Raw genomic sequence first — 21857 nt, 5'->3', positions numbered from 1 at the left:
GTTCAGCCCCGGGGAAGGAAACCCATGGCGTCGCGTGCCCGGTCCATCGCCCCGGCGGCGACCTCTTGGGCCTTCGCAGCGCCGATCTCGATGAGCCGAGAGAGCTCGGCAGGGTCGGCCAGCAGCTCGGCCCGTCGAGCCTGTATCGGTTCGAGCACGGCCACGACGGCGTCGGCGGTTGCGACCTTGAGGTCTCCGTAACGCGTGTATTCGGCGGCTGCGGCCTGGGGTTCGGTGCCGGTGGCGGCCGCCAGGATCGACAGCAGGTTGGAGACGCCCGGCTTGGTCTCGGGGTCGAAGCGCACCTCGGTGTCAGAGTCGGTGACCGCCCGCTTGAACTTCTTGGTGATGGCCGAAGGTTCCTCGAACACCAGCACACATCCGGCCATGGTGTCTGCAGACTTGGACATCTTGTTCTCGGGGGCCTGGAGGTCCATGACCCGCGCTGCGGTCTTGGGGATTGTGGCCTCGGGCACCACGAACGTGTCGCCGTATCTCGAGTTGAATCGAATGGCGACGTCGCGCGCCAGCTCGAGGTGTTGGCGCTGGTCGTCGCCCACCGGCACGAAGTTGGTGTCGTAGAGCAGGATGTCGGCGGCCATCAAAGCCGGGTAGGTGAACAGGCCGGCCGATACGAAGTCGCCCGACTGGCGAGCCGACTTGTCCTTGAACTGGGTCATGCGGCTGAGTTCGCCGAACGACACGGTGCACTCGAGCAGCCAAGCCAGGTCGGTGTGCTCGTGCACGTGGCTCTGGACGAACAGGATGCAGACCTCGGGGTCGAGGCCGGCTGCAATGAGGCCGGCGACGGTCTCGAGCGTCTTGGTACGAAGCTCGGCCGGGTCTTGCTGGGTGGTCACTGCGTGAAGGTCGACGGCGCAGAAGATCGAGTCGTGAACGTGCTGATCGACCACCCACTGGCGAACGGCCCCGAGATAGTTGCCCAGATGCATTTCGCCCGTTGGTTGTATGCCAGAGAACACTCGAGTCATGAGGCGTCACCGTAGCGAAGTGAGGCGGCCATGACGTCCAGTTTCTTGCGGTCGGGCACCAACAGCCAGAGCTGGTCGTCGTGGGTGCCGGTGATGGTCATGCCGGCTCCGTGGCGGCCCAGATCGACCAGCTCGATGTCGACGATGTCTGTTGCGGGCATTCGGGCCACATCGACGGAGGTGCTTGATCGCCCGGGCCCCTCCGGTGTCGGCTGCCAAAGGACCTCGACGGTCGACATGCGCAGCCAGCCGTCGGGGAATCCGGTGACGAACTCGGTCTTCAAGAGCTTGCGGTGCAGGGGCTGACCTGCCCTCAGCCCTGGTGAGGTCTTTGCCACCACCATCTTCGCCTGACCCGCCCACTCGAAGTCGGTCACCTGGCTGTGCCTCTCGAGGCGCTCGGGCGGTCCATCTCGGCCGGCGATGCGGGCAACCGCCTTTCGGGCCAGGCGCGCCTGAACCCTGAAGACCGCTATTGCGCGATCGGCGCGTATGATGCGGTCCCACGCCTGAGCGGTCTCGTTTGTGGCGTTCAGTCGTTGGTCGGCTGGGAAGGGCTTTCGGAACCGGTCGAGCACCATTCCATCCACTGTCCCATGCAGCCGGCCCGCCAGCCCTAATTACAGGGGTGGAATTCGGTCCTGGGGCGGAGATAGGGTGTTTCGATGCCGTATGCGGTCCAAACAGAGGTCTTCGAGGGACCGTTCGATCTGCTTCTTCACCTGATCTTGCGTGAAGAGGTCGATCTGTACGAGATCCAGCTCTCGGCTGTTGTCGACGCGTACCTGGTCGAACTCGACAAGATGACCGAGGCCAGCACCGAACTAGACCTCGAGATCGCCACCGAGTTCTTGTTGATCGCCGCCACCCTCGTCGAGCTCAAGACCCGCCGTTTGTTGCCGTCGGCCGCCGACATCGATCTCGACGACGAGTTGATGCTTTGGGAGGAACGAGATCTCCTTCTGGCGCGCCTCATCGAGTGCAAGACGTTCAAGAACGCGGCCGCGGCCATGCGAGCCATCGCCGACGACGCGTCGCTTTGTTTCCCCAGAGTGGCGGGCCCAGACGAGCGTTTCCACGAGCTCACCCCCGATCTGTTGGCCAACGTCGTTCCAGACGATCTGCGCCGGGCATTCGTACGGGCTATCACTCCAAAGCCTGTAGCGAAGGTGGAGACCGATCACATCGCACCCATCCGTGTATCGGTCACCGATGCTGTGCGCGAGCTCGCCGACGAGTTGCCCAGACTGGGCCGGGTGACGTTTCGCACCCTCACCGACAGCCTCGTTGCCCGCCTCGACATCGTGGTGAGGTTCCTCGCTGTGCTCGAGCTGTTCAAAGCCGGGCTGGTCGAGCTCGCCCAGGTGCGCAACTTCGGAGACCTCGAAATCGAATGGACCGGCAAGTCCGATGACGACCCCGCCGACCTATCGTTCGATGTCGATGTCTACAGCGGATAGTCACATGAACATGCCCAATCAGCCGCCCCTCGAGATTCGGGCGGCTCTCGAGGCGGTGCTCATCGCCGCAGACCAGCCAGTCGATCCCAACCTGTTGGCCCAGTTGCTCGAGGTGTCGACGGCCACCGTCGAGCAGATGTGCCGCGATCTCGCCGCCGAGTATCGCCAGCAGGGCAGGGGTTTCACGATCGCCCGGGTGGCGGGCGGCTACCGATATCAGACGTCGGCCGAGCAGGTTGCATACGTAGAGCGCTTCGTGCTGGAGGGACAGTCGGCACGGCTCTCGGCCGCTGCGATGGAGACCCTCGCCATCGTGGCCTACAAGCAGCCGATCTCGCGGGCCCAGGTGGCCGCCATCCGGGGAGTCAACGTCGACGGCGTCATGCGCTCGCTCGAGACCAGGGGATATGTCGCCGAGGTCGGCCGCGACGCCGGCCCGGGCCAGGCGGTGCTGTACGGCACCACCGCCCTGTTCCTCGAGAAGCTGGGCCTCGACACCCCAGACGACCTGCCGCCGCTGGGCGGGTTCGTGCCAGAGGGCGACATCGTGGAGGCCCTCGAGAAGGGTCTTCGTACCCCCGACGAGCAGCAAGCGGCTCGCGAGGCGGTCACCAAGGGCCTCGACGGCCACCGGACATGACCGATTCGCACGATCCGCAGGGCGAGCGACTTCAAAAGGTGCTGGCCCGGTTGGGCATCGGCAGCCGGCGGGTTTGCGAAGACCTGATCGCCGCCGAGCGCGTCACCGTCAATGGAGGCGTCGCGAGCCTGGGCCAACGCATCGATCTCGAGACAGCCGTGGTCGAGATCGACGGCAACCGGGTACCTGTGAAACCCGACCTGGTCTACCGGCTCTTGAACAAGCCGGCCAAGGTCGTGTCGACCGCGAACGATCCCGAGGGTCGCAAGACCGTTGTCGATCTGGTTCCCGCCGAACCTCGCGTCTTTCCGGTCGGTCGCCTCGACTTCGAAACCGAAGGTCTGATCATCATGACCAACGACGGCGACCTAACCCATCGCCTGACCCACCCGTCGTTCGGCGTCGACAAGGAGTATCTGGCCCACGTCGAGGGAACGCCGTCCAGGGGTGTGGTTGCGGCGTCTGCGCGAGGGCGTCGAACTCGACGACGGCATGACCGCTCCGGCAAAGGTCTCACAGCCCGGCCCTGACCTGCTGAAGCTGGTCATCCACGAAGGCCGCAACCGCCAGGTCAGGCGGATGTGCGAGTCGGTCGGTCATCCTGTCAAGCGGCTGGTGCGCACGCGTATAGGCCCCCTGACCGACCCCAAACTCAAGCCAGGCCAGTGGCGCGAGCTGACCTCAGAAGAGGTGCGCAGCTTGTACGCCGCCGCCCAGCCACGTTGACACTACGATCGTCGGCCGTGAGATCTGTCAGAGCCGCCCGAGGGGCGACGACCGTCGATGCCGACACCGCCGCCGATCTGAGCGAGCGCGTACCCGAGTTGGTGATGGAGGTCATGCGCCGCAACGACATCGCCAACCCCGACATCGTGTCGATCCTGTTCACCGCCACACCCGACATTTCGAGCATGCACCCCGCAACGGCTGCACGCCACGGCGTCGATCTGGCGGGTGTGCCCATGACGGGCGCCCAAGAGCTCGACGTCGACGGCTCGGTTCCGCTGTGTGTCAGGTTGATGATGCACTTCGAGACCGACCTAACCCGTGACCAGGTCAGCCACGTGTATCTCCACGGAGCGCAGGTCCTGCGGCCCGATCTGGTGGTCGAGGATCAGGCCAGGTGACGCTCGATCCGGGAGCAGACAGGTCGGCCAACGTCGTCGGTTTGGGGCTGATCGGCGGCTCGGTCGCTTTGGCGCTGGCCCAGTCGGGTTGGCGTGTGCACGGAACCGACGCGGTAGACGCTCGTGAGTCAGAAGCCGTCGAGCGAGGCATCGTCTCGGCGGTGGGTCTCGACCCCGATGCCCGGATCACGTTCATCGCCACTCCGGCTTCGTCCGTGCCGTCGGTGGCCGCGGACGTGCTGGCTTCGACCCGGGGCCTGGTGACCGATGTGGCGTCGGTCAAGGGGCGCATCGTCACGGCCATCGACGACCCGAGGTTCGTCGGTGGCCACCCGATGGCCGGCAGCGAGCAGGAGGGCCTCAGCGGCAGCCGCTCCGACATGTTCAACGGCGCCGTGTGGGTGCTGACACCCAACCCCACAACCGCAGACGACACAGTCGCCGATGTGGCCTCGGTGGTGCGTGCCTTCGGGTCTGATGTGCTGGCCATCGAGGCGTCGCGCCACGACGAGATAGTCGCAGTCGTCAGCCACGTGCCGCACTTGACCGCCGCCGCGCTGATGCGTCTGGCCGACGCTCGCTCTGTCGACCACGCGGCCCTGTTGCGTTTGGCCGCTGGCGGTTTCCGAGACATGACCCGCATCGCGGCCGGGCACCCGGCCATCTGGCCGGACATCTGTGTCGAGAACCAGTCGGCCATCGTGGGTGTCATCGATGCGCTGGTGGGCGAACTGCAGGCGCTCAAGCTCAGCGTCGCCCAGTCCGATCGCAACGCGATCTTCGAGTCGCTGAACAAGGCCAGGGCGGCCCGCACCAACCTGCCTTCTTCGGCCCCGCCGGCCGAGAACCTGGCCGAGATGCGCATTCCCATTCCGGATCGACCAGGCGCAGCTGCCGAGGTGTTCACCCTGGCCGGCGAGCTGCTGGTGAACGTCTACGACTTCGAGGTTGCCCACTCACCCGAGGGCGACTTCGGCGTGATGGTGATGGTGATCGCCCTCGATCAGGTCGATCTGTTCAGGGGTGGCCTGATCGCCCGTGGGTTCCGCCCGGGCGTGCGGAGCCTGGCATGACGGGTACTCGAGGTCTGCCTACAGGCGGGCCAGGTACCTATCGGGTGCTGCCTGTCTTCCGGCCAATCGACACGGTGGCCCACCTGCCCGGCTCGAAGAGCATCACCAACCGGGCCCTGTTGCTGGCGGCGCTGGCCGAGGGCACAAGCGTGCTGAAAGGGGTGCTGTTCGCCGACGACACCGAGGCCATGCTCGACGCCGTCGCCAGGCTGGGTGCAGATCTCGACATAGACCGCGCCGGCTGCACGGTGAGCGTCACCGGCATCGGAGGTTTGGCGTCGTCGCGGCCCCAGCACGCCGAGCTGTTCGCCAACCAGAGCGGCACCACCAGCCGGTTCTTATTGCCGGTGCTGGCCGCGTTGCCCGGCGTGTGGACATTGGACGGTGACCCCCAGCTACGGGCCAGGCCATTCGACGATCAGATAGTTGCACTCGAGCGTCTGGGTGGCAGGGTCGAAGCGCTCGGCGAACCAGGGCGGCTGCCCATGTCGATTCCTGGCGCATCGCTGGGCGGTGGTGTGGTCGAGGTCGCCGGAGATGCGTCCAGCCAGTTCTTGTCCGGCCTACTGATGGCTGGTCCGCTGTTCTCCCAGGGGTTGGTGCTGCGCGTCGGCACCGAGTTGGTCAGCCGTCCGTACGTGGATATGACCGTGGCGGTGATGAGAGCCTTCGGCGCCGATGTGACCGATTCGGGCCCGCATGGCACCGAGTGGATCGTGGCTGCCGGCGGTTACTGCGGCACCGACTACGAGGTCGAGCCAGACGCATCGGCCGCGTCGTACGCTTTCGCTGCCGCTGCGGTCACCAGGGGACGGGTAGCTGTGCCCGGGCTGTCGCACCGGTCGTTGCAGGGCGATGTCGGCTTCGTCGACGTGTTGGCCCAGATGGGTGCAACCGTCATCGACGACGGCACATCGATAGTGGTCGATTGCAGTGACGAGGACGCCGCCTATCTGGAGGGTGTGGACGTCGACATGTCGCAGGTGTCCGACACCGCTCAGACCCTGGCCGTGGTGGCGGCGACGGCCGAAGGGCCGACCTGTATGTCGGGCATCGGGTTCATCAGGCGCAAGGAGACCGACCGCATCTCTGCGGTGGTCACGGAGTTGAACCGTTTGGGTGTCGAGGCCACAGACGATGGTGACGGGCTCACCGTGGTGCCGGGTGACGTCACGCCGGGTGTGGTTCAGACCTACGACGACCACCGCATGGCCATGAGCTTTGCCCTCCTGGGCTTGGTGAACAGCGGTATCGAGATCGCAAACCCCGACTGCGTGCGCAAGACCTTCCCGGGCTATTGGGGTTTCCTCGAAGGGCTCGGCGTGTCGACCTCGCGCATCGTCGCCGTTGACGGACCAGCGGGGTCGGGCAAGTCGACGGTGTCGCGAGCGGTGGCCCAGGCGCTGGGCGTCGACCACTTCGACACCGGAGCCATGTATCGAGCGGTCGCATGGGCCACCCTCGACCGGGGGATAGACCCCAACGATTCCGAGGTGGTTGCGGCAATGGCGCGCACCCTGGTCATCGACGTAGGGCAAACGGTCACCGTCGACGGCGTCGACGTGACCAGGGCCATTCGAACACCTGAGGTCACCGCTGTGGTCTCGACCGTTTCGGCGGTGCCAGCCGTACGGCGAGAGCTGGTGCAGCTGCAACGCCGCTTTGCCCTCGACCGCGACGGCTGTGTGCTGGAGGGTCGAGACATCGGCACGGTGGTGTTTCCCGACGCTCCGATCAAGATCTACCTGACCGCCCGTGTGGACGTGCGGGCCAGCCGTCGCCTGGCCGAGATGCAGGCCAAGGGCCTCACCGGCCCCGACGCAGCCACTCTCGACGAGATCGCGGCCGACATCGAGCGCCGCGACCTGGCCGACAGCAGTCGCAAGGACAGCCCGCTGCGCGCCGCCGACGACGCGGTCACGATCGACACCAGCGATCGCACGGTGGAAGATCTGGTGTCAGAGATCGCCAGCCGCGCCCGGGCTATCTGGGCCGAGCAAGAGGAGCCGAACCAGTGAAGGTCGATTCCGACGGTGTGTACCGTCCCTCGGGCGAGGGGTTCTTCTCGGGCGAAGGGCTGCCCGCCCGGGCGCTTTACCGCTTCTGCCAGGCGTTTGTGTGGGTTGCGTTCAAGCTGTGGTTCAGGCTGACCATCGAGGGCACCCACAACATTCCCAAGCACGGTGCGTTCGTGCTTGCACCGGTTCATCGCTCGTACCTCGACACCCCGCTGCAGGCCGTGTTCCCGCGTCGGCTTCGCTTCATGGGAAAGGACTCGATGTGGAAGAACAAGTACGCAGCATGGGCCCTGTCGGCGCTCGGCGGGTTCCCGGTCAGCCGCGAACAGGCCGATCGTGAGGCCCTTCAGACCACCATCGATGTCATCGAGCGTGGCGAACCGGCCGTGTTGTTTCCCGAGGGCGAACGCAAGCGGGGGCCCAGGGTCTATCCGTTGAAGGACGGAGCGGTCTATGTCGCCGCCCGCTGCGGTGTGCCGATTGTGCCGATGGGCATCGGCGGGTCCGAGAACGCAATGCCCAAGGGCCGCAACTTCATCTACCCGGTGAAGGTGCACCTGGTGGTCGGCGAGCCGATAATGCCGCCCGCCCGCAAGGAATCTGGCAGGGTGTCGCGCAAGGCGGTGCAGCAGACCACCCTCGAACTGCGAGAGGTCCTGCAGGACCTCTACGACAAGGCGCAGGTTCGCGCCGGCAACCAGAACCAGTACGACCGGGCGGTCGAGCCGCCCCCGATGGACTAGGTCAACTGGGCACCATCTGGCGACGCGATGGCCCTCATTCGGTTGTTGCGGGCGTTGTGCTCGACCTCGGCAAGACCCAACGCCTCCAACACCGGCGGCACATAGTTGCCGAATCGACCCCGATAGCCCTTGCGCAGGCCATACCAGCCGCCAACCGGGTTGTCGTCTGACCGTGCCCATTCTTCGACGGTTCCGGGCTTGGCGGCCTTCTGTTCGTCGGCGTTGCCCAGCGGCATCCAGTCGCCGTGTTCGGTCAGCATCTGGTGGAGGTCGGCGATGCAACGCAAGTGGTAGCTCAGCTTGGTGGACCCGACCCTTATCACCAGCGCCGGTGGATCGGCCTGCTCGTCGCGCCAGGCATCGAACTCGGACTGACCTGGTGGGGTGGTGAGGATCCAGGGGTCGTCCTCGGTTCCGGCTCCTTCGATGTGGTGTTGCATGACGTCTCCAGCGATCGGATGTGGGTTGCGTGAACTGTCGCATCCAATTCCTGACACCATATGTCGTGAATGTTTGAGACGTCGCTGTGAGGGCCGGCCGGCTTTTGAACTTGCTGTTGCTCCTGCGCAACGGCGGCCGGTTGACCGCGCGCGAGTTGGCAGAGCGACTGGAGGTGTCTCAGCGCACGGTTCTGCGCGATATCGAGGCCTTGAGTGGTTCGGGTGTGCCCGTGTTTGCGGTGCGCGGCCCGGGTGGCGGATTCGAGTTGCTCGACACATTCGACCAGCAAATCCCGAGTCTGCCGTCGGGGATGGCCGAGGGTCGGGGTCGGCTGCGTCGGGTTCGTGTGCGCGTTTCGCCCGCGGCGCTGCAGACCGCGCTGGTGGTCGGGCGGCCCAGCGGCTGGCGGCAGCGGCCCACATTCGAACCTCCTGCCGACCGAGCCGATTGGCTCGAGGGGTCGTTCCGGTTCGAGTCCTACGATGCGGCCGTGCGAGAGTTGATGGCGCTGGGTCCAGAGTTCGAGGTCTTGTTGCCCGTCGAGCTCAGGAACGCACTAGCCGAAATCGGAACGAGGCTTGCGGAGATGCACCGATGACGAACCACAGTGCGGTCGAGGAAATCGTCGATGCCCACCATCATCTCTGGGACTATGACTCGCCCTATGGCCGCTACGACCTGCCCGAGCTTCTGGCCGACACGGCCGGTGTCGACGGTGTGACCGAAACCGTGTTCATCGACTGTGGATCGAACTATCGAACCGAGGGGCCCGAGGCTCTGAAGCCCGTCGGTGAAACCGAGTGGGTCGCCGGTCGGTGCGACGCCAGCGACGGCGGCGGCGCAGCTCGCATCGCCGCAATCGTCGGCCACGCCAACCTGATGCTGGGCGCGGCGGTCGGCCAGGTGCTCGACGCCCACATCGACGCAGGTGGCGGGCGCTTCAGGGGCATCCGCCATTCCGGTGCCCGTTCTGGAACACCCGAAGTGGTCTCGAATCGAGGCGAACCTCCGGCCGATCTGTACCGCCGCGACGAGTTTGTCGCCGGGGCGCGGCAACTGTGCGACCGTGGGCTGAGCTTCGAGGCCTGGCAGTATCACCACCAGCTGGGCGAGGTGGTTGCGCTCGCACGCGAGGTTCCCGACCTCCAGATCGTCGTCAACCACCTGGGAGGCCCCATCGGAGTTGGCGTGTGGGCCGGCCGTTGGGACGAAGTGCACAGCGATCTGCGCCGCTCGTATGTCGATCTGGCCGCATGCCCCAACGTGTGGATGAAGCTGGGCGGCATCGGCATGAGCCGGTTCGGTGCCGTCTATCGCTCGGGGCGTCCCGGTGCCGAGGAGGTCGCAGAGGTTTGGGGCGACACCATCAGGGCGGCAATCGATGCGTTGGGGCCGGATCGTTGCCTGTTCGAGTCGAACTATCCCGTCGACGGCCAGACCATCGACTATGCGGTGTTGTGGCAGGCGTTCGACTTGGTGTCGGCCGACTATTCACCCTCCGAGCGGGCCGATCTGTTCGCCGGGTCGGCCCGCAGGGTCTATCGCCTGGGCTGACCCCCGCCGCGATCTGGAGGCGACCTTGCCCCGAAAACCGGCGCAAACCAGCCTCCAAATCGCAACGGACTATCGTCAGCGTCGATGTCAGGTGGATCCAATCATGACCGCCAGTTGATGGCGCGCCTGGTGGCCGTGGCAGTGTTGTCGATGTGGCTGTTGTTGGCTGCCAGCTCGCTCCTTCTGCTGGCGGTGGCCTGGCCCGACTGGTTGGGCGTCCTGTTGGCTGCAGCGCTCGCGTGGTTCGTGTTCGCCAGCCGACCACGATTCGACGGCCTGCCACCGGGCGTGGACCTCGCTCCTGCCGAGGCGCCGCATCTCTTTGCCCTATTGGAACGATTGGCGCGAGAAATGGACGCGCCACTGCCAGACTCGATTCTGATCACCTCCGACTTCAACGCGTTTGCCCGCATGTCACCTTGGCGACGCCGTCGGGTCGTCGGATTCGGCTGGCCTGCGTGGGTCGCCCTCGACCGCGACCAGCGCGTTGCGGTTCTGGCCCATGAGCTGGCCCATCTGCACTCTGACGTCGAGCGGTCGATACCACTCCAGTTGTCGATGGCGACCTTGTATCGGTGGCACGAAACGCTCAAGCCAGCCCCCTGGCAGACGCTCGGCGCCAGAACCGGGTTGGCCGCCGTCATCGGCTGGTTGTACGGGGTACAGGCCAGGTCCTACCTGAGGGCGAGTCAACCGGCCGAAATCAGTGCGAATCGCCGAGCCGCCGAAGTTGTCGGGTCGCGAACCGTGATCTCTGCGCTCGAAACCATGACCCTCGGCGAGGTGGCAACCGGGGCGATGTCTCGTGCCAGGATGCAAAGGACCGATCTCTGGGAGGGCGTGTCCGAAGCGTTCGACCGTCTCGATCCACGACGCCGCCAATCAATCGCCACAGAGGCTGTTCGAGTGGGCGGACACGTCTTATCGACCCACCCGCCCCTCGGAATGGTGTTGTCAGATCTCGCCAAGCTCGGGTCGTCGGCGTCGTTTGAGGTTGCCGACGAGGATTGGAAGGCTCTCGAGACCGAGTTTCGTACCCACGCTGGCAAGCTCTGGCGAAGCGATCAGCCCTGAGGTGAAAGCGCCACAGCAGCGCCACCGTGGCGTCAGGCCAGCGCTTCGAGAACGGCTGACGCGGCTACGTCGCGGTCGATGTGTGGGGCGCCGGCGCCCGTTGCGCCCAGGGTCACCGAAGCTGCCAGCTCGATGGCCGCAAGCAGATCGCGAAGCTCGCGCGGGGGAGGGAAGTATTCGTCCTCGGTGGTGATGGAGACCTCGGTGACGCCGTTGGCCGGCGCCAGGCGCGAGATGACCTCGGCGACGAGCTCCTCGGGGGCCGATGCGCCCGCGGTGACCCCCACCACGCCGGCGAGATCGTCTGGCAGCTCACCAGCAGAGTTGACCCGGAACACTCTGGGGGCTCCGGCTTCGACGGCCAACCGCTCGAGCGCCCGGGTGTTGGACGAATTGGCGCTGCCGATGACCACGACCACATCGCACTTCTCGGCAATCTCGGCCAGGGCGCTCTGCCGGTTCGTGGTGGCGAAACACAGGTCGCTGCGCCCGGGTGTCCACACGTCGGGGAAGCGGTTGCGAACCTCGTCGAGAATGTCGCTCCAGTCGCGGTGCGACAGCGTGGTCTGGGCCAACAGAGCGGTGGGTGTGTCGAAGTCGGGCAGCTCGGCCACCTGCTGCGTGGTCTCGACCAGGTGGATGGCGTCGGGTGCCACGGCCATCGTGCCGACGGCTTCCTCGTGGCCCTCGTGGCCGATGTAGACGATCTGGTAACCCTTGCCGGCCCTTACCCGCACTTCGTGATGAACCTTGGTGACCAGGGGGCACACCGCATTGACGACATAGCCACCCTGGTCTTTGGCGGCCTGAACGACCTCGGGTGCAGAACCGTGGGCGCTGAGCATGATGGGGCGCCCTGCCGGCACCTCGGCGATGTCGTCGACGAACACCACACCGAGCTGTTCGAAGCGGCCCACCACGATCTGGTTGTGGACGATCTCGTGATAGCAGTAGACAGGCGGCTCGAACGTGCGCACCATCCACGCCAGCGCCTTGATGGCCATCTCGACCCCGGCGCAAAAGCCCCGCGGTGCGGCCAGCAGTACCCGGTCGACGTTCACGATGGTTGATGCTAGCGACGGGCTCGTATCGTTTGCGGTGTGCAATCTCGTCCTCGCATAGTTGCGGTAACTCCCGGCTCGGCCGCCGAACGCGCCGATCTGCAGGTGGGCGACGAGATCGTATCGATCGACGGTGAGGTGCCCCGAGACGTGATCCGCTGGCAGCACCTCGTCGACGAGCCCGACATCGAGGTCGAGATAGATCGGGGCGGCATGGTTTTCACCACCGTCGTCGAGAAGCTCGCGGGCGAGGTGTTGGGTGCCGAGGTCGATGCGGCCCTGTTCGACAGGGTGCGCACATGCGACAACCACTGCCCGTTCTGTTTCATCTACCAACTGCCGAAGGGCATGCGCCGCAGCCTGTACCTCAAAGACGACGACTACAGGCTGTCGTTCCTCTACGGCAACTTCACCACCCTCACCCGGTTCACCGAAGCCGACCTCGAGCGGGTGATCACAGAGGGCCTGTCGCCGCTGTACGTGTCGATCCACGCGACCGACCCCCAGGTGCGGGCCGAGTTGCTCCGCAACAGGCGTGGGGCCATGAGCCTGCGCTGGCTGCGCGCCCTGCTCGACCATGGGGTCGAAGTGCACGGGCAGCTGGTGATATGCCCTGGTATCAACGACGGCGACGTGCTTGAGCAGACGTTGCGCGACATCCTCGACGTCTATCCCGAGATGGCTTCGGTGGCCGCCGTGCCGCTGGGTATCTCGAAGTTCTCGAACGAACCCACCATGAGGCCCCACACACTGCAAGAGGCGGCGGCCGTCGTAGACACCGTCGAGTCGTGGCAGCCGCTGTTCATGGAGCTGTTGGGCAGGCCGATGATCTTCGCCGCCGACGAGTACTACCTGCTCGCCGGTCGGCCGTTTCCGGATGGGTCAGTGTACGGCGCCTTCGACATGCACGAGGACGGCATCGGCATGGCGCGGGCGTTCGAGCGCGAGTTCCGGGGCCAAACCGACGACACCATCGGAGTTCAGAGCGGGTTCTTCCACTGGGTCGACGGCGCGCCGGCCGAGGGCTACCGGGCGCCGCGCACAGCCGGTGGTCACCTTGGCGGGTGCGACGTGGCGCCAGGCCTGCTGGAAGGTCTAGACGACGACGCGTTCGGTGGCAGCGACAAGGGCTCGGTGCAGCCGGTGGATATCTCGCCCAGGCGGCCCACCCCATCCGTTGCGGCCGACGACGCCCCAACCGCCATCCTCACCGGCGAATACGGGGCGATGGTGTTGGCACCATTGGTCGACGAGTTGGGTCGCTCCGACGTTCGTGTGCTGCCGGTGCCCAACGAGTTCTTCGGTGGCAACATCGCCGTCACCGGCCTGATGACAGGTGCCGATCTGTGCCGCGTGCTCGACGGCGAGCCGGCGGATCACCGCTATCTGCTGCCCGATGTGTGTCTCACCGGCGGCCGATTCCTCGACGGGTTGACACCAGATGACCTGCCCAGGCCAGTGCAGGTCGTGGCCACCGACGGGGTGTCGCTGCGCCGGGCGCTCGAACGGTCAGTCGTCGACGAGACCGCCTAGCTGGTTGACCACCAGATCTCTTACGAGGTCGAGGCCACTGCCCGCGGCCAGCGTCGCATGCAAATCGACGACGCTGTAGTCGAGGCCCACGCCGCCCTTGCCGCCACGCTCGATCCGGTCGGCCCACAGCACACAGACCTCGCTGGCGTCGCTGTCGAGCAGAGCAGCGACGGTCGGACGGGCCAGATCTCCCGCCAGCTCGGCAACCCGCGAGTTCCATAGGATCCCGGCCAACGGTCGACCCCCGGGACGCATGGCCCTGACCCGCACGGCCCATTCGCGGGTGCACGGGTAGTGAGCGGCTGAGGTGCTGGCGATCTGGTCTCTGGACAGCCCGATTCGTTCGAGCGCAGTGTCGCGGAGATCTGCGAGCAGGAGGCGCTTTGGCGCCTCGAATCGGCGCAGTCCGCGGCCGGCCAGGTCGGACGAGCTCGAGACCCGCCTCGAAGCAGGCCGCAGCTCGTGGAGCGCCGTTTCGAGTAGAGCGCCGACAGGGTTGCGCGCACCGTACAGGTGGGCCACCGGTGTGCCGTCGTCGAATATGGGCGAGAAGCGGGCGTCGCCACCTCCGGACCCGTTGAAGAGGTGATGACTCCATGCGAGCCCGTAGACGGTGTACAGCGAAGTGCCTGGCTCTAGAGCCACGGTAGGCAGGAGCGTCGAGCCGACCGGGTCGGGTACCGGGCAATGATTGCGGTTCTGACAGTTTGGCGCGGTCACGGGAGGGTGGATCGCGATGTCAGGTCTGTTCGGCAGCGTTGGCCCGGCGGGTGGCCGCGGTGAGCACCGCCTGCGGGTCGTCGTTGATGACGTCAACAGGAGCGCGATCGTCGAGCCACGTGCTGGGAAGCATGGCCCACGCCAGCATGCCCCACCCCTTCTCACCGGCCCGGTCGAGCCGTTCTATGACAGGCTGCCACTCGGGTCTCGGGTCGAAGGCTTCGTCCAGCAGGAAGCCCGGCACCAGGACCTTGTTCGACTCGCTCTCGTTCACGCTGAAGAGACGATGAGCGGTTCGGTTGCGGTTGAGCCATGCCCGCACGGCACCAGGTGTGGTGCGGCGTCCTCTGACCAGATGATCGATGTCGAGTGCCATCGATCGGGTGATCAGTTCGCTGCGCAGCTGGTTGACTCTTACGGCGTTGACCACGACTGCTTCGATGGCCGGGTCGGTTCGGTATTCGACCTGCGAGATGCGGTCGGCGACCCTCAGCGCACGATGTTTGGCCAGAGCGCTCGCGAGCACCTGTTCTAAGTCGTAAGGAGTGTCTGGGTCGCCTGGTCTGACGTCGAACACCTTGCCGTCGACTGTGACCTGAAGACCGCTCATGCTCTGAGTGTAATAACCATACTGTGGTGCTACAACCTATACGGGTGATACGAATCGTCCTGAGGGGAGAAGCGAGCAGCCCGTCCTTCGACGCCTCCGTTAGCCTTGTGAGGTGCCCACCCCTACCAGCGAGCTGCCGACCATAGCCATCGTCGGCCGACCCAACGTCGGCAAGTCGACCCTGTTCAACCGCATTGTCGGCAGACGGGTCGCCATCGTCGAAGAGAGGCCCGGCGTCACCCGCGACCGCAAGCAGGTCGAGGCAGAGTGGCAAGGGCGTCCGTTTGTGCTGGTCGACACCGGCGGCTGGATGCCCGGAGGCACCGCACTCGACTCGAAGGTTTCGCAACAGTCCGAGCGGGCCATGGCCGAGGCCGACCTGGTGGTGATGGTCGTCGACGCAACCACTGGTGTCACCGAGGAGGACGACCAGTTCGCCGCGTTGTTGCGCCGCCTCGATGTGCCCCACCTGCTGTTGGTGAACAAGGTCGACAACTCCGACCGCGAACACCTGATCTGGGACTTCCTGGGCCTGGGGCTGGGCGAACCGGTACCGGCCTCGGCATTGCACGGGCGAGCCACCGGTGACCTGCTCGACCTCATGATGTCGATGCTGCCCCCCGAGCCCGAAGCCGATCCGCTCGACGGCCAAGGCGACGAAGATGGCGTCGACGGCACGAGCGACGACGATGTGCCCTCGGTGGCCATTGTCGGGCGTCCCAACGTTGGCAAGTCGACCCTGTTCAACCGCCTCATCGGCGACGAGCGTTCGGTTGTACACGACATGGCCGGAACCACCCGCGACTCGGTCGACACCATCGTCGAGACCGAGTGGGGCAAGATCCGCTTCGTCGACACCGCCGGCATGCGCCGCAAGTCGCGCATCGACGAGGGAACCGAGTACTACTCGATGGTCAGGGCGCTGCAATCGGTCGACTCGGCCGACGTCGCACTGTTGGTCATCGATGCAACAGAGGGTGTCACCCACCAAGACCAGCGCCTGGCCGAGCGGGTCGATGCTGCGGGCTCGCCCATCGTCGTGCTGCTCAACAAATGGGAGCTGCTCGACGCCGACCAGAAAGAAGACGTCACCTATCAGATGCAGCACAAGCTGCACTTCTTGGGCGAGTCGCCGGTGTTGCGAATCTCGGCCATGTCGGGGCGTGGCGTTCACCGCTTGTTGCCCGCCATCGCAGACTCGATCGACGCCTATCGTCGGCGCATCCCGACCCGCCAGGTCAACCAGGTGATCCAGCTGGCCCAATCGGCCCAACCTGCCCCTCACGGCGGCCGGGTGCTGTACGCAACCCAGGGCGCCACCGACCCGCCCACGTTCACCCTGTTCGTCAACAAGGAGATCCCGGCGTCTTACCTTCGCTACCTCGAGCGGCGGCTTCGCGAAGAGTTCGAGCTGGGTAATGCGCCGGTGAAGATGAGGGTTCGCCGCCGCGGCTAGCCGCCGGTGCGGGTGAACCCGTGGGTCACCAGTCCAGAATCACCGCTGCCGGCGCCTCGATACGCCAGCTCTGGGCGATGGCCTGGGCCAACAGGGCGTCGGCCGCGGCCGCGGTCATGGGGCGGGCGAACAGGTGCCCCGGGGCATAGTCGAAGCCGTAGGGCGTCAACAGCGCGGCCTGCGATGGCCGCTCGACCCCTTCGGCCACCAGCGGCACGCCCAGCAGCTTGCCCAGCTCGACGATCGACCCTGCGACGTTCTCGTCGTCGCTCCTGTCGAGCTTGGCCATGACGGCCCTGTCGATCTTGATGAGGTCGATGGGCATTTCCTGCAGCTCGGCCAGCGATCGGCTGCCGGTTCCGAAGTCGTCTAGCGCGATGTGGGCGCCCGTTCTGGACAGGGCGGCAAGCAGGGGAGCGGCCGCGTCGGTTATCGACCGTTCGGAAACCTCCAACACGAAGCGCTCGGGGCTTACCGAACGACGTCGGCAGATACGTTCGATCGAGTTGGCCAGACCGTGGTCGTTCAACTCGGCCTTCGAGATGTTGACGGCCATGTTCAGCTTCGAGGAGGGATAGTCCAGGTCCCACATCCGCAGCTGGGCCGCAGCGCGGTCGATGAGCCATCTGCCCATGTCGGGCACCAACCCCAACTCGTCGGCTATCGGCAGGAACGTCATGGGGCCGATGACACCCCTGGTCGGGTGATGCCAGCGCATCAGGGCTTCGAACCCCACCATCTCGCCGCTGTGTACGTCCAGAACCGGCTGGTAGACGACATCGAGTTGGTCGTCGCGCAGGGCACGGACCAGGTCTGCCTTCAGCTCTGACCTGTTGATGCGGGTGGAATGCTCGTCGCCGCAATAGATCTCGAGCGCACCCGCAGGTGTCAGGCCCAGGGTCATCCGCGCTTGGCGCATCAGCAGGGTCGCCGACCGAGTCTTCGAGTCGGCGAAGGCCAGCGCGATGCGGACGTTGAACGCCTCGGGTGTGCCCGTGACCAGGTGAGGGCGCGCAATGGCGTCGCCGAGTGCAGCCACCTGACCCACCAGGGCGGTCTTCGACTCGACGTTCTCGATCAGGATCATGAACCTGCCGGTCGCCGACACAGCGATGGTGTCTGCGATGTCGAGCATCGAAGCCATGCGCTCGACTATCGACGTGCCTAGTGCTTCGTGTTGTGACGCGCTCAAGGGCGAATCTTCGGTGCGGGTGGCCTCGATCATGGCCGAGGCCACGATGTCGGTGCTCGACGGCTTGCGGACCAGCATGTGATCGAGCCGGGCGATGTATTCGGCAACGGTGTTCAGCCGAGGGTGGCTGGGAGAGGTCGGGTCGTCCGAGCTTGCGATCACAGAATCGAACATGGCCGTGTCATCGGCGGCTTGGTGGTTGTCACTGAAGCGAAAGCTCCGTAGCTTTCCGGCGATGGCCTGGTGCGAGCAGTGCGACCGCTACCTGACCCCGACGTCGCTGTCCGACCAGGGTCACTGCCCTTTCTGCGACGGGCAGGTTGTGCCTGGCGAGGGTGACCCGCCGCTGCCATCTGGCGAGCCGGCCCGCAAGGCACCTTGGCACTTCAAGATGATCGTGCTGCTCACCGCGGCCTACCTGCTGTGGCGCCTGGTTCAGCTGATCATGTGGCTGTTCTGATAGGCCGGTCGTTGGGTCCGTCGCTCGGCAGGTGCGTATTGTCGGAGCCATGACGGCGCCATTTACTCCCAGCACCATGCAGGACTTCCCGCTGACGGTGCAGCACATCTTCGCTTTCGGACGGCGGGTCCATTCTGGATCGAAGGTGCTGACCTACACGGGTGACTCGATCGAGGAGGCCACCTTCGCCGAGGTTGCCGAACGCGCCGACCGTCTGGCAGCGGCCCTGGCCCGCCTGGGAGTGCAGCCAGGCGACCGGGTCGGCACCTTCATGTGGAACAACCAGCGCCACCTCGAGGCCTATTTCGCCATTCCGTGTATGGGAGGCGTGTTGCACACGCTGAACATCCGGCTGTTCCCAGAACACCTCGAGTTCATCATCAACCACGCCTCCGACAAGGTGATCATCATCGATGCGTCCCTGGCGCCTCTGCTGGCCGTGGTGAGAGACAAGATTCCGACGGTCGAACACATCATCGTTTGCGGCGAGGGTGACACGTCTGCGCTGGGTGACACCCTCGACTACGAAGAGTTGATCGCCGCCGAGCCGGGCGCGTTCGATTATCCCGAACTCGACGAGCGGGCAGGTGCGGGCCTTTGCTACACCTCGGGCACAACGGGCGACCCGAAGGGCGTCATGTACAGCCAGCGCTCGACCTACCTGCACAGCCTGGCGGCGCTGGGGGCGGGAATGCTCGGCATGACCGACCGCGACCGGCTGCTGGTGATAGTTCCGATGTTCCACGCGATGGCCTGGGGTATGCCCTATGCGGGATGGTGGGCGGGGGCCGACTTCGTCTTCCCCCAGCAGTATCTGCAGGCCGGGCCGTTGAGCGGTGTCATCGAGGCCACCCGTCCGACCATCTCGGGTGCGGTGCCCACCGTTCTCAACGACATCTTGCACAACGCGGCCGACGCCGATCTGTCTTCGCTGCGCCATGTCGTGTGTGGTGGTTCTGCGGTGCCGATGTCGCTCATCCAGGCATACCGCGACCACTTCGACGTCGATGTGGTGCAGGGCTGGGGCATGACCGAGACCTCGCCGCTGTGCGCCCTGTCGTGGACTCCTGCCGACGGCAGCGACGACGATGTGGTCATGTGGCGTGCCCGCACGGGGCGTGTGTTGCCCGGTGTCGAGCTGCGCATCTGCGACGACGACGGCAACGAGATGCCTTGGGACGGCCAAGCGGTGGGCGAGATCGAGGTTCGTGGCCCTTGGATCACCGGCGCCTACTTCAATGTCGACACACCCGAGAAGTTCCACGACGGCTGGCTGCGCACCGGCGACGTCGGGTCGGTCGAGCCCAACGGGTTCGTCCAGATCACCGACCGGGCCAAGGACGTCATCAAGTCGGGCGGCGAGTGGATCTCGTCGGTCGATCTCGAGAACACGCTGATGGCGCATCCCGACGTCATGGAAGCTGCGGTGGTGGGCGTGCCCGACGAACGTTGGGACGAGCGGCCGCTCGCATGTCTGGTGCCTCGCGCCGGGGCCCAGGTAGACCCCGCCGACATCAAGGCCTGGCTCGAGGACAAGGTCGTCAAGTGGTGGCTGCCCGAGCGGTGGACTGTCATCGAAGAGGTTCCCAAGACCAGCGTCGGCAAGTTCGACAAGAAGGTGCTGCGAGCCCGCTACGGCGATGGCGACCTGACGGTCGTCGAACCCTAGGAACCTTCCTTTCGCCGGTTTACAGGGTGCCGGCGTCGAGCTTGCTGAGCACCTCGGCGGCGCGACCGCGCACCTGGTCCAGGTCGCTCAGGCGGCGCATGCCCGCGACCTGGCGGGCCATGCGGTGGTTCTGGCCCAGGCGTTCGGCGTGGCGGGCGATGAAGTCCCAATACAGGGTGGTGAACGGGCACGCATCGTCTCCCACCCGCTTCTTGGGATCGAACCGGCATCCCCTGCAATAGTCGCTCATCTTGTTGATGTAGGCGCCGCCCGAGGCGTAGGGCTTGGTGGCCATCATCCCGCCGTCGGCGTGCAACGCCATGCCTACAACGTTGGGCAGCATCACCCATTCGGCACCGTCGACGAAGCCCGCCCACATCCAGTCGACCATCGCCTGTGGGTCGACTCCAGACGTGAGGGCCAGGTTGCCCAGCACCATCAGGCGTTCGATGTGGTGGGCCCACCCGTTGTGGTGCACGTGGTCTACGACTCCTCTCACACAGGCCATTTCGGTGGACGCGCCGGTGAACGCCGGTGGGATCGGCCGGGTCGCCTCCAGATGGTTCATGTCGCGATAGTTCGGCATCCACAGCCAGTAGACGCCCCAGACGTATTCGCGCCAGCCGATCACCTGGCGGATGAAGCCTTCGACGCTGTTGATGGGTGCTCTGCCGTCGAAGTATGCGGCCTCGGCTGCTCGTGCGACCTCGTCTGGGTGCAGCAGCCCCAGGTTCAGCGATGAGCTGAGGGTCGAGTGCGCCAGCTTCCACTCGGCAGCCAACATCGCATCCTCATGAGGCCCGAACGGCCCCAGGCCGTGTTCGACGAACTCGTCGAGGCGTTGGAGGGCCTGAGCGCGGGTCACGGGCCACAGTCCGTGCGGTTTGGCTCCCCATGTATCGAGGTCGCCGAGGTCGTCTAGAACTCGGGTGTCGATTTCGTCGAGTTCGAATCGGCTGACTTCGGGCCACGATCGCCCGTCGCCGGGCGGGGGTTCGCGGTTGTCGTGGTCGAAGTTCCACTGGCCGCCGATGGGGTCGTCGCCATCCATCAACAGGCCCAGCCGCTGGCGCTGCCAGCGGTAGAAGTCCTCCATCTTGAAGCTCTTGCGTCCGTCGGCCCATTCGGCGAAGTCTTCGTGATGGCAGGTGAACTGATCGTTGCGGACGATGTCGATGCCGAGTTGTTCCATCAGCCGTCGACCGTCCCAGCTCATCGGCTCCATGGCGATCACGCGGTCGATGCCGTGCTGGTCGCAGTGGTCTCGCACGCCCTGCGACAACGTTGGGGCGTGGCGATAGTCGACGTCGAAGCCCTCGGCGGCCAGTTCGGCGGCGAAGTGGCGCATTGCCGAGATGACCATATGGGCCCTCTGGACGTGCCAGCGCTTGGACGTCAGCTTCGTGCGGCTCTCGACGAAAAGCACCCGACAGTCGCCGGGTTGGAAGTGTGCCAGCGAGGCGATGTTTCGGTTCAGTTGGTCGGCGAGGATCCAGACGGTCTTGTCGGGTCCGCCGTTGTCAACCACCCTGTTCGATGCGGGCCTTCAGGCGGGCGAGGTTGCGTTTCCAGATCGCCTTCAGCACCGGGCGGGCGGCGAACGCCCCGACCGGGCCACCCATGAAGATGGGGAACTTCAGGTCTTCTTCCCAGCGAAACTCGGTTTGGTTGGGGCCAACCGGGGTCAAGGTGAATACGCCAGAGCCCTCGACCAGCCCGACATGGCGTACGCCCATGCGCCGCTCGTCGACCCATTCGGTGATCTCCATCACGTCTGTCAGCTTGAACGGGCCGACCTTGGTGTCGCATTCGAACTTCGTGCCCACGCCCTCGATGTGGTCGGTGAGGAAGCGGATCTCTTCGGCGTCTTGCATCCAGGCCGTATGCGATTGGATGTCGCGCACGTCGGCCCAGATGTCTTCGGCCGACCTGTTGATCATTGTGCGGACCACGACGGCGTGGTCGCCGATGTCGTCTACGGGGGTGGTGACAGTCTTGTCGTCCATGGCTGATGCAACGCCGCCGATGCGCAGA

Annotated in this window: 24 protein-coding genes; 15 read left to right on the top strand and 9 right to left on the bottom strand. The window is 65.5% G+C overall.

Translation table 11 applies throughout. The features are described from left to right. Window positions 1–2: 2 nt before the first annotated feature. Together trpS and R2770_20895 are read right to left on the bottom strand one after the other, a co-directional pair. The gene (trpS, locus tag R2770_20900; GenBank protein MEZ5282923.1) at window positions 3–992 is read right to left on the bottom strand and encodes a tryptophan--tRNA ligase; all 990 of its coding nucleotides are present in this window, start codon (window positions 990–992) and stop codon (window positions 3–5) included. Beyond that, window positions 989–1573 (bottom strand): hypothetical protein, encoded by a 585-nt coding sequence (locus tag R2770_20895; GenBank protein ID MEZ5282922.1) that lies wholly within the window; start codon window positions 1571–1573, stop codon window positions 989–991. The genes trpS and R2770_20895 overlap by 4 nt, the downstream gene beginning before the upstream one ends. Window positions 1574–1657: 84 nt before the next feature. Between R2770_20895 and R2770_20890 the strand changes: the two genes are divergently transcribed. Genes R2770_20890 through R2770_20855 form a run of 8 tightly spaced genes read left to right on the top strand, consistent with a single transcriptional unit; the run spans window position 1658 to window position 8053 of the window. Further along, window positions 1658–2452, top strand: coding sequence for a ScpA family protein (locus R2770_20890; GenBank protein MEZ5282921.1), 795 nt, complete (start codon window positions 1658–1660; stop codon window positions 2450–2452). 4 nt (window positions 2453–2456) lie between these two features. Then, window positions 2457–3092 (top strand): SMC-Scp complex subunit ScpB, encoded by a 636-nt coding sequence (gene scpB / locus R2770_20885; GenBank protein MEZ5282920.1) that lies wholly within the window; start codon window positions 2457–2459, stop codon window positions 3090–3092. Then, window positions 3089–3622, top strand: a complete 534-nt coding sequence (locus tag R2770_20880; protein MEZ5282919.1) for a pseudouridine synthase — start codon at window positions 3089–3091, stop codon at window positions 3620–3622. The genes scpB and R2770_20880 overlap by 4 nt, the downstream gene beginning before the upstream one ends. After that, window positions 3585–3818, top strand: a complete 234-nt coding sequence (locus R2770_20875) for a hypothetical protein (protein ID MEZ5282918.1) — start codon at window positions 3585–3587, stop codon at window positions 3816–3818. Before R2770_20880 ends, R2770_20875 begins: the two co-directional genes overlap by 38 nt. A gap of 17 nt (window positions 3819–3835) precedes the next feature. Beyond that, the gene (gene aroH / locus R2770_20870) at window positions 3836–4219 is read left to right on the top strand and encodes a chorismate mutase (protein ID MEZ5282917.1); all 384 of its coding nucleotides are present in this window, start codon (window positions 3836–3838) and stop codon (window positions 4217–4219) included. Beyond that, window positions 4216–5292, top strand: coding sequence for a prephenate dehydrogenase/arogenate dehydrogenase family protein (locus R2770_20865; GenBank protein ID MEZ5282916.1), 1077 nt, complete (start codon window positions 4216–4218; stop codon window positions 5290–5292). The genes aroH and R2770_20865 overlap by 4 nt, the downstream gene beginning before the upstream one ends. Then, a complete protein-coding gene (gene aroA, locus R2770_20860) occupies window positions 5289–7310 on the top strand; it encodes a 3-phosphoshikimate 1-carboxyvinyltransferase (GenBank protein ID MEZ5282915.1) in 2022 nt (673 codons plus the stop codon). The genes R2770_20865 and aroA overlap by 4 nt, the downstream gene beginning before the upstream one ends. Beyond that, entirely contained in the window at window positions 7307–8053 is a 747-nt protein-coding gene (locus R2770_20855) for a lysophospholipid acyltransferase family protein (protein ID MEZ5282914.1), read from the top strand. Before aroA ends, R2770_20855 begins: the two co-directional genes overlap by 4 nt. Here R2770_20855 and R2770_20850 read toward each other — a convergent pair. Then, the gene (locus R2770_20850) at window positions 8050–8493 is read right to left on the bottom strand and encodes a hypothetical protein (protein MEZ5282913.1); all 444 of its coding nucleotides are present in this window, start codon (window positions 8491–8493) and stop codon (window positions 8050–8052) included. The two genes, R2770_20855 and R2770_20850, sit on opposite strands and share 4 nt — an antisense overlap. A gap of 110 nt (window positions 8494–8603) precedes the next feature. On the opposite strand from R2770_20850, the gene R2770_20845 reads away from it, so the two are divergent. The 3 genes from R2770_20845 to R2770_20835 all read left to right on the top strand — a co-directional run bounded on the left by R2770_20845 (window position 8604) and on the right by R2770_20835 (window position 11122). Further along, window positions 8604–9092: an HTH domain-containing protein gene (locus tag R2770_20845; protein ID MEZ5282912.1), complete on the top strand. Its 489-nt coding sequence runs from the start codon at window positions 8604–8606 to the stop codon at window positions 9090–9092. Further along, window positions 9089–10048 (top strand): amidohydrolase family protein, encoded by a 960-nt coding sequence (locus R2770_20840; protein MEZ5282911.1) that lies wholly within the window; start codon window positions 9089–9091, stop codon window positions 10046–10048. The genes R2770_20845 and R2770_20840 overlap by 4 nt, the downstream gene beginning before the upstream one ends. An 84-nt stretch (window positions 10049–10132) precedes the next feature. Then, complete coding sequence (locus R2770_20835) at window positions 10133–11122, top strand: M48 family metallopeptidase (protein MEZ5282910.1); 990 nt, start codon at window positions 10133–10135, stop codon at window positions 11120–11122. 32 nt (window positions 11123–11154) lie between these two features. Here the strand turns inward: R2770_20835 and ispH are convergent, their stop codons facing one another. Continuing rightward, entirely contained in the window at window positions 11155–12183 is a 1029-nt protein-coding gene (gene ispH, locus R2770_20830; protein ID MEZ5282909.1) for a 4-hydroxy-3-methylbut-2-enyl diphosphate reductase, read from the bottom strand. A 39-nt stretch (window positions 12184–12222) separates the two neighbouring features. On the opposite strand from ispH, the gene R2770_20825 reads away from it, so the two are divergent. Then, entirely contained in the window at window positions 12223–13716 is a 1494-nt protein-coding gene (locus R2770_20825; protein ID MEZ5282908.1) for a DUF512 domain-containing protein, read from the top strand. On the opposite strand, the gene R2770_20820 is transcribed toward R2770_20825, so the two are convergent. Beyond that, window positions 13693–14361 (bottom strand): RES family NAD+ phosphorylase, encoded by a 669-nt coding sequence (locus tag R2770_20820; protein MEZ5282907.1) that lies wholly within the window; start codon window positions 14359–14361, stop codon window positions 13693–13695. The genes R2770_20825 and R2770_20820 overlap by 24 nt on opposite strands. A 94-nt stretch (window positions 14362–14455) precedes the next feature. Next, complete coding sequence (locus tag R2770_20815; GenBank protein ID MEZ5282906.1) at window positions 14456–15046, bottom strand: hypothetical protein; 591 nt, start codon at window positions 15044–15046, stop codon at window positions 14456–14458. A 112-nt stretch (window positions 15047–15158) separates the two neighbouring features. Here R2770_20815 and der point away from each other — a divergent pair, with 112 nt between their 5' ends. Beyond that, complete coding sequence (der, locus tag R2770_20810) at window positions 15159–16502, top strand: ribosome biogenesis GTPase Der (protein MEZ5282905.1); 1344 nt, start codon at window positions 15159–15161, stop codon at window positions 16500–16502. A gap of 25 nt (window positions 16503–16527) precedes the next feature. On the opposite strand, the gene R2770_20805 is transcribed toward der, so the two are convergent. Further along, a complete protein-coding gene (locus R2770_20805; protein ID MEZ5282904.1) occupies window positions 16528–17856 on the bottom strand; it encodes an EAL domain-containing protein in 1329 nt (442 codons plus the stop codon). 73 nt (window positions 17857–17929) lie between these two features. Here R2770_20805 and R2770_20800 point away from each other — a divergent pair, with 73 nt between their 5' ends. Together R2770_20800 and R2770_20795 are read left to right on the top strand one after the other, a co-directional pair. Next, window positions 17930–18154, top strand: a complete 225-nt coding sequence (locus R2770_20800; GenBank protein MEZ5282903.1) for a hypothetical protein — start codon at window positions 17930–17932, stop codon at window positions 18152–18154. 49 nt (window positions 18155–18203) lie between these two features. Beyond that, complete coding sequence (locus R2770_20795) at window positions 18204–19823, top strand: long-chain fatty acid--CoA ligase (GenBank protein ID MEZ5282902.1); 1620 nt, start codon at window positions 18204–18206, stop codon at window positions 19821–19823. Between the two features lie 19 nt (window positions 19824–19842). On the opposite strand, the gene R2770_20790 is transcribed toward R2770_20795, so the two are convergent. Next, entirely contained in the window at window positions 19843–21351 is a 1509-nt protein-coding gene (locus R2770_20790; GenBank protein ID MEZ5282901.1) for a cryptochrome/photolyase family protein, read from the bottom strand. After that, window positions 21344–21829 (bottom strand): SRPBCC family protein, encoded by a 486-nt coding sequence (locus R2770_20785; protein MEZ5282900.1) that lies wholly within the window; start codon window positions 21827–21829, stop codon window positions 21344–21346. The genes R2770_20790 and R2770_20785 overlap by 8 nt, the downstream gene beginning before the upstream one ends. Window positions 21830–21857 lie beyond the last annotated feature (28 nt).

The sequence above is a fragment of the Acidimicrobiales bacterium genome (assembly GCA_041394185.1).
Classification (GTDB): domain Bacteria; phylum Actinomycetota; class Acidimicrobiia; order Acidimicrobiales; family Poriferisodalaceae; genus JAAETH01.
Note: the sequence above shows the minus strand (reverse complement) of the source record. Positions and strands in the feature narration are given on the sequence as shown.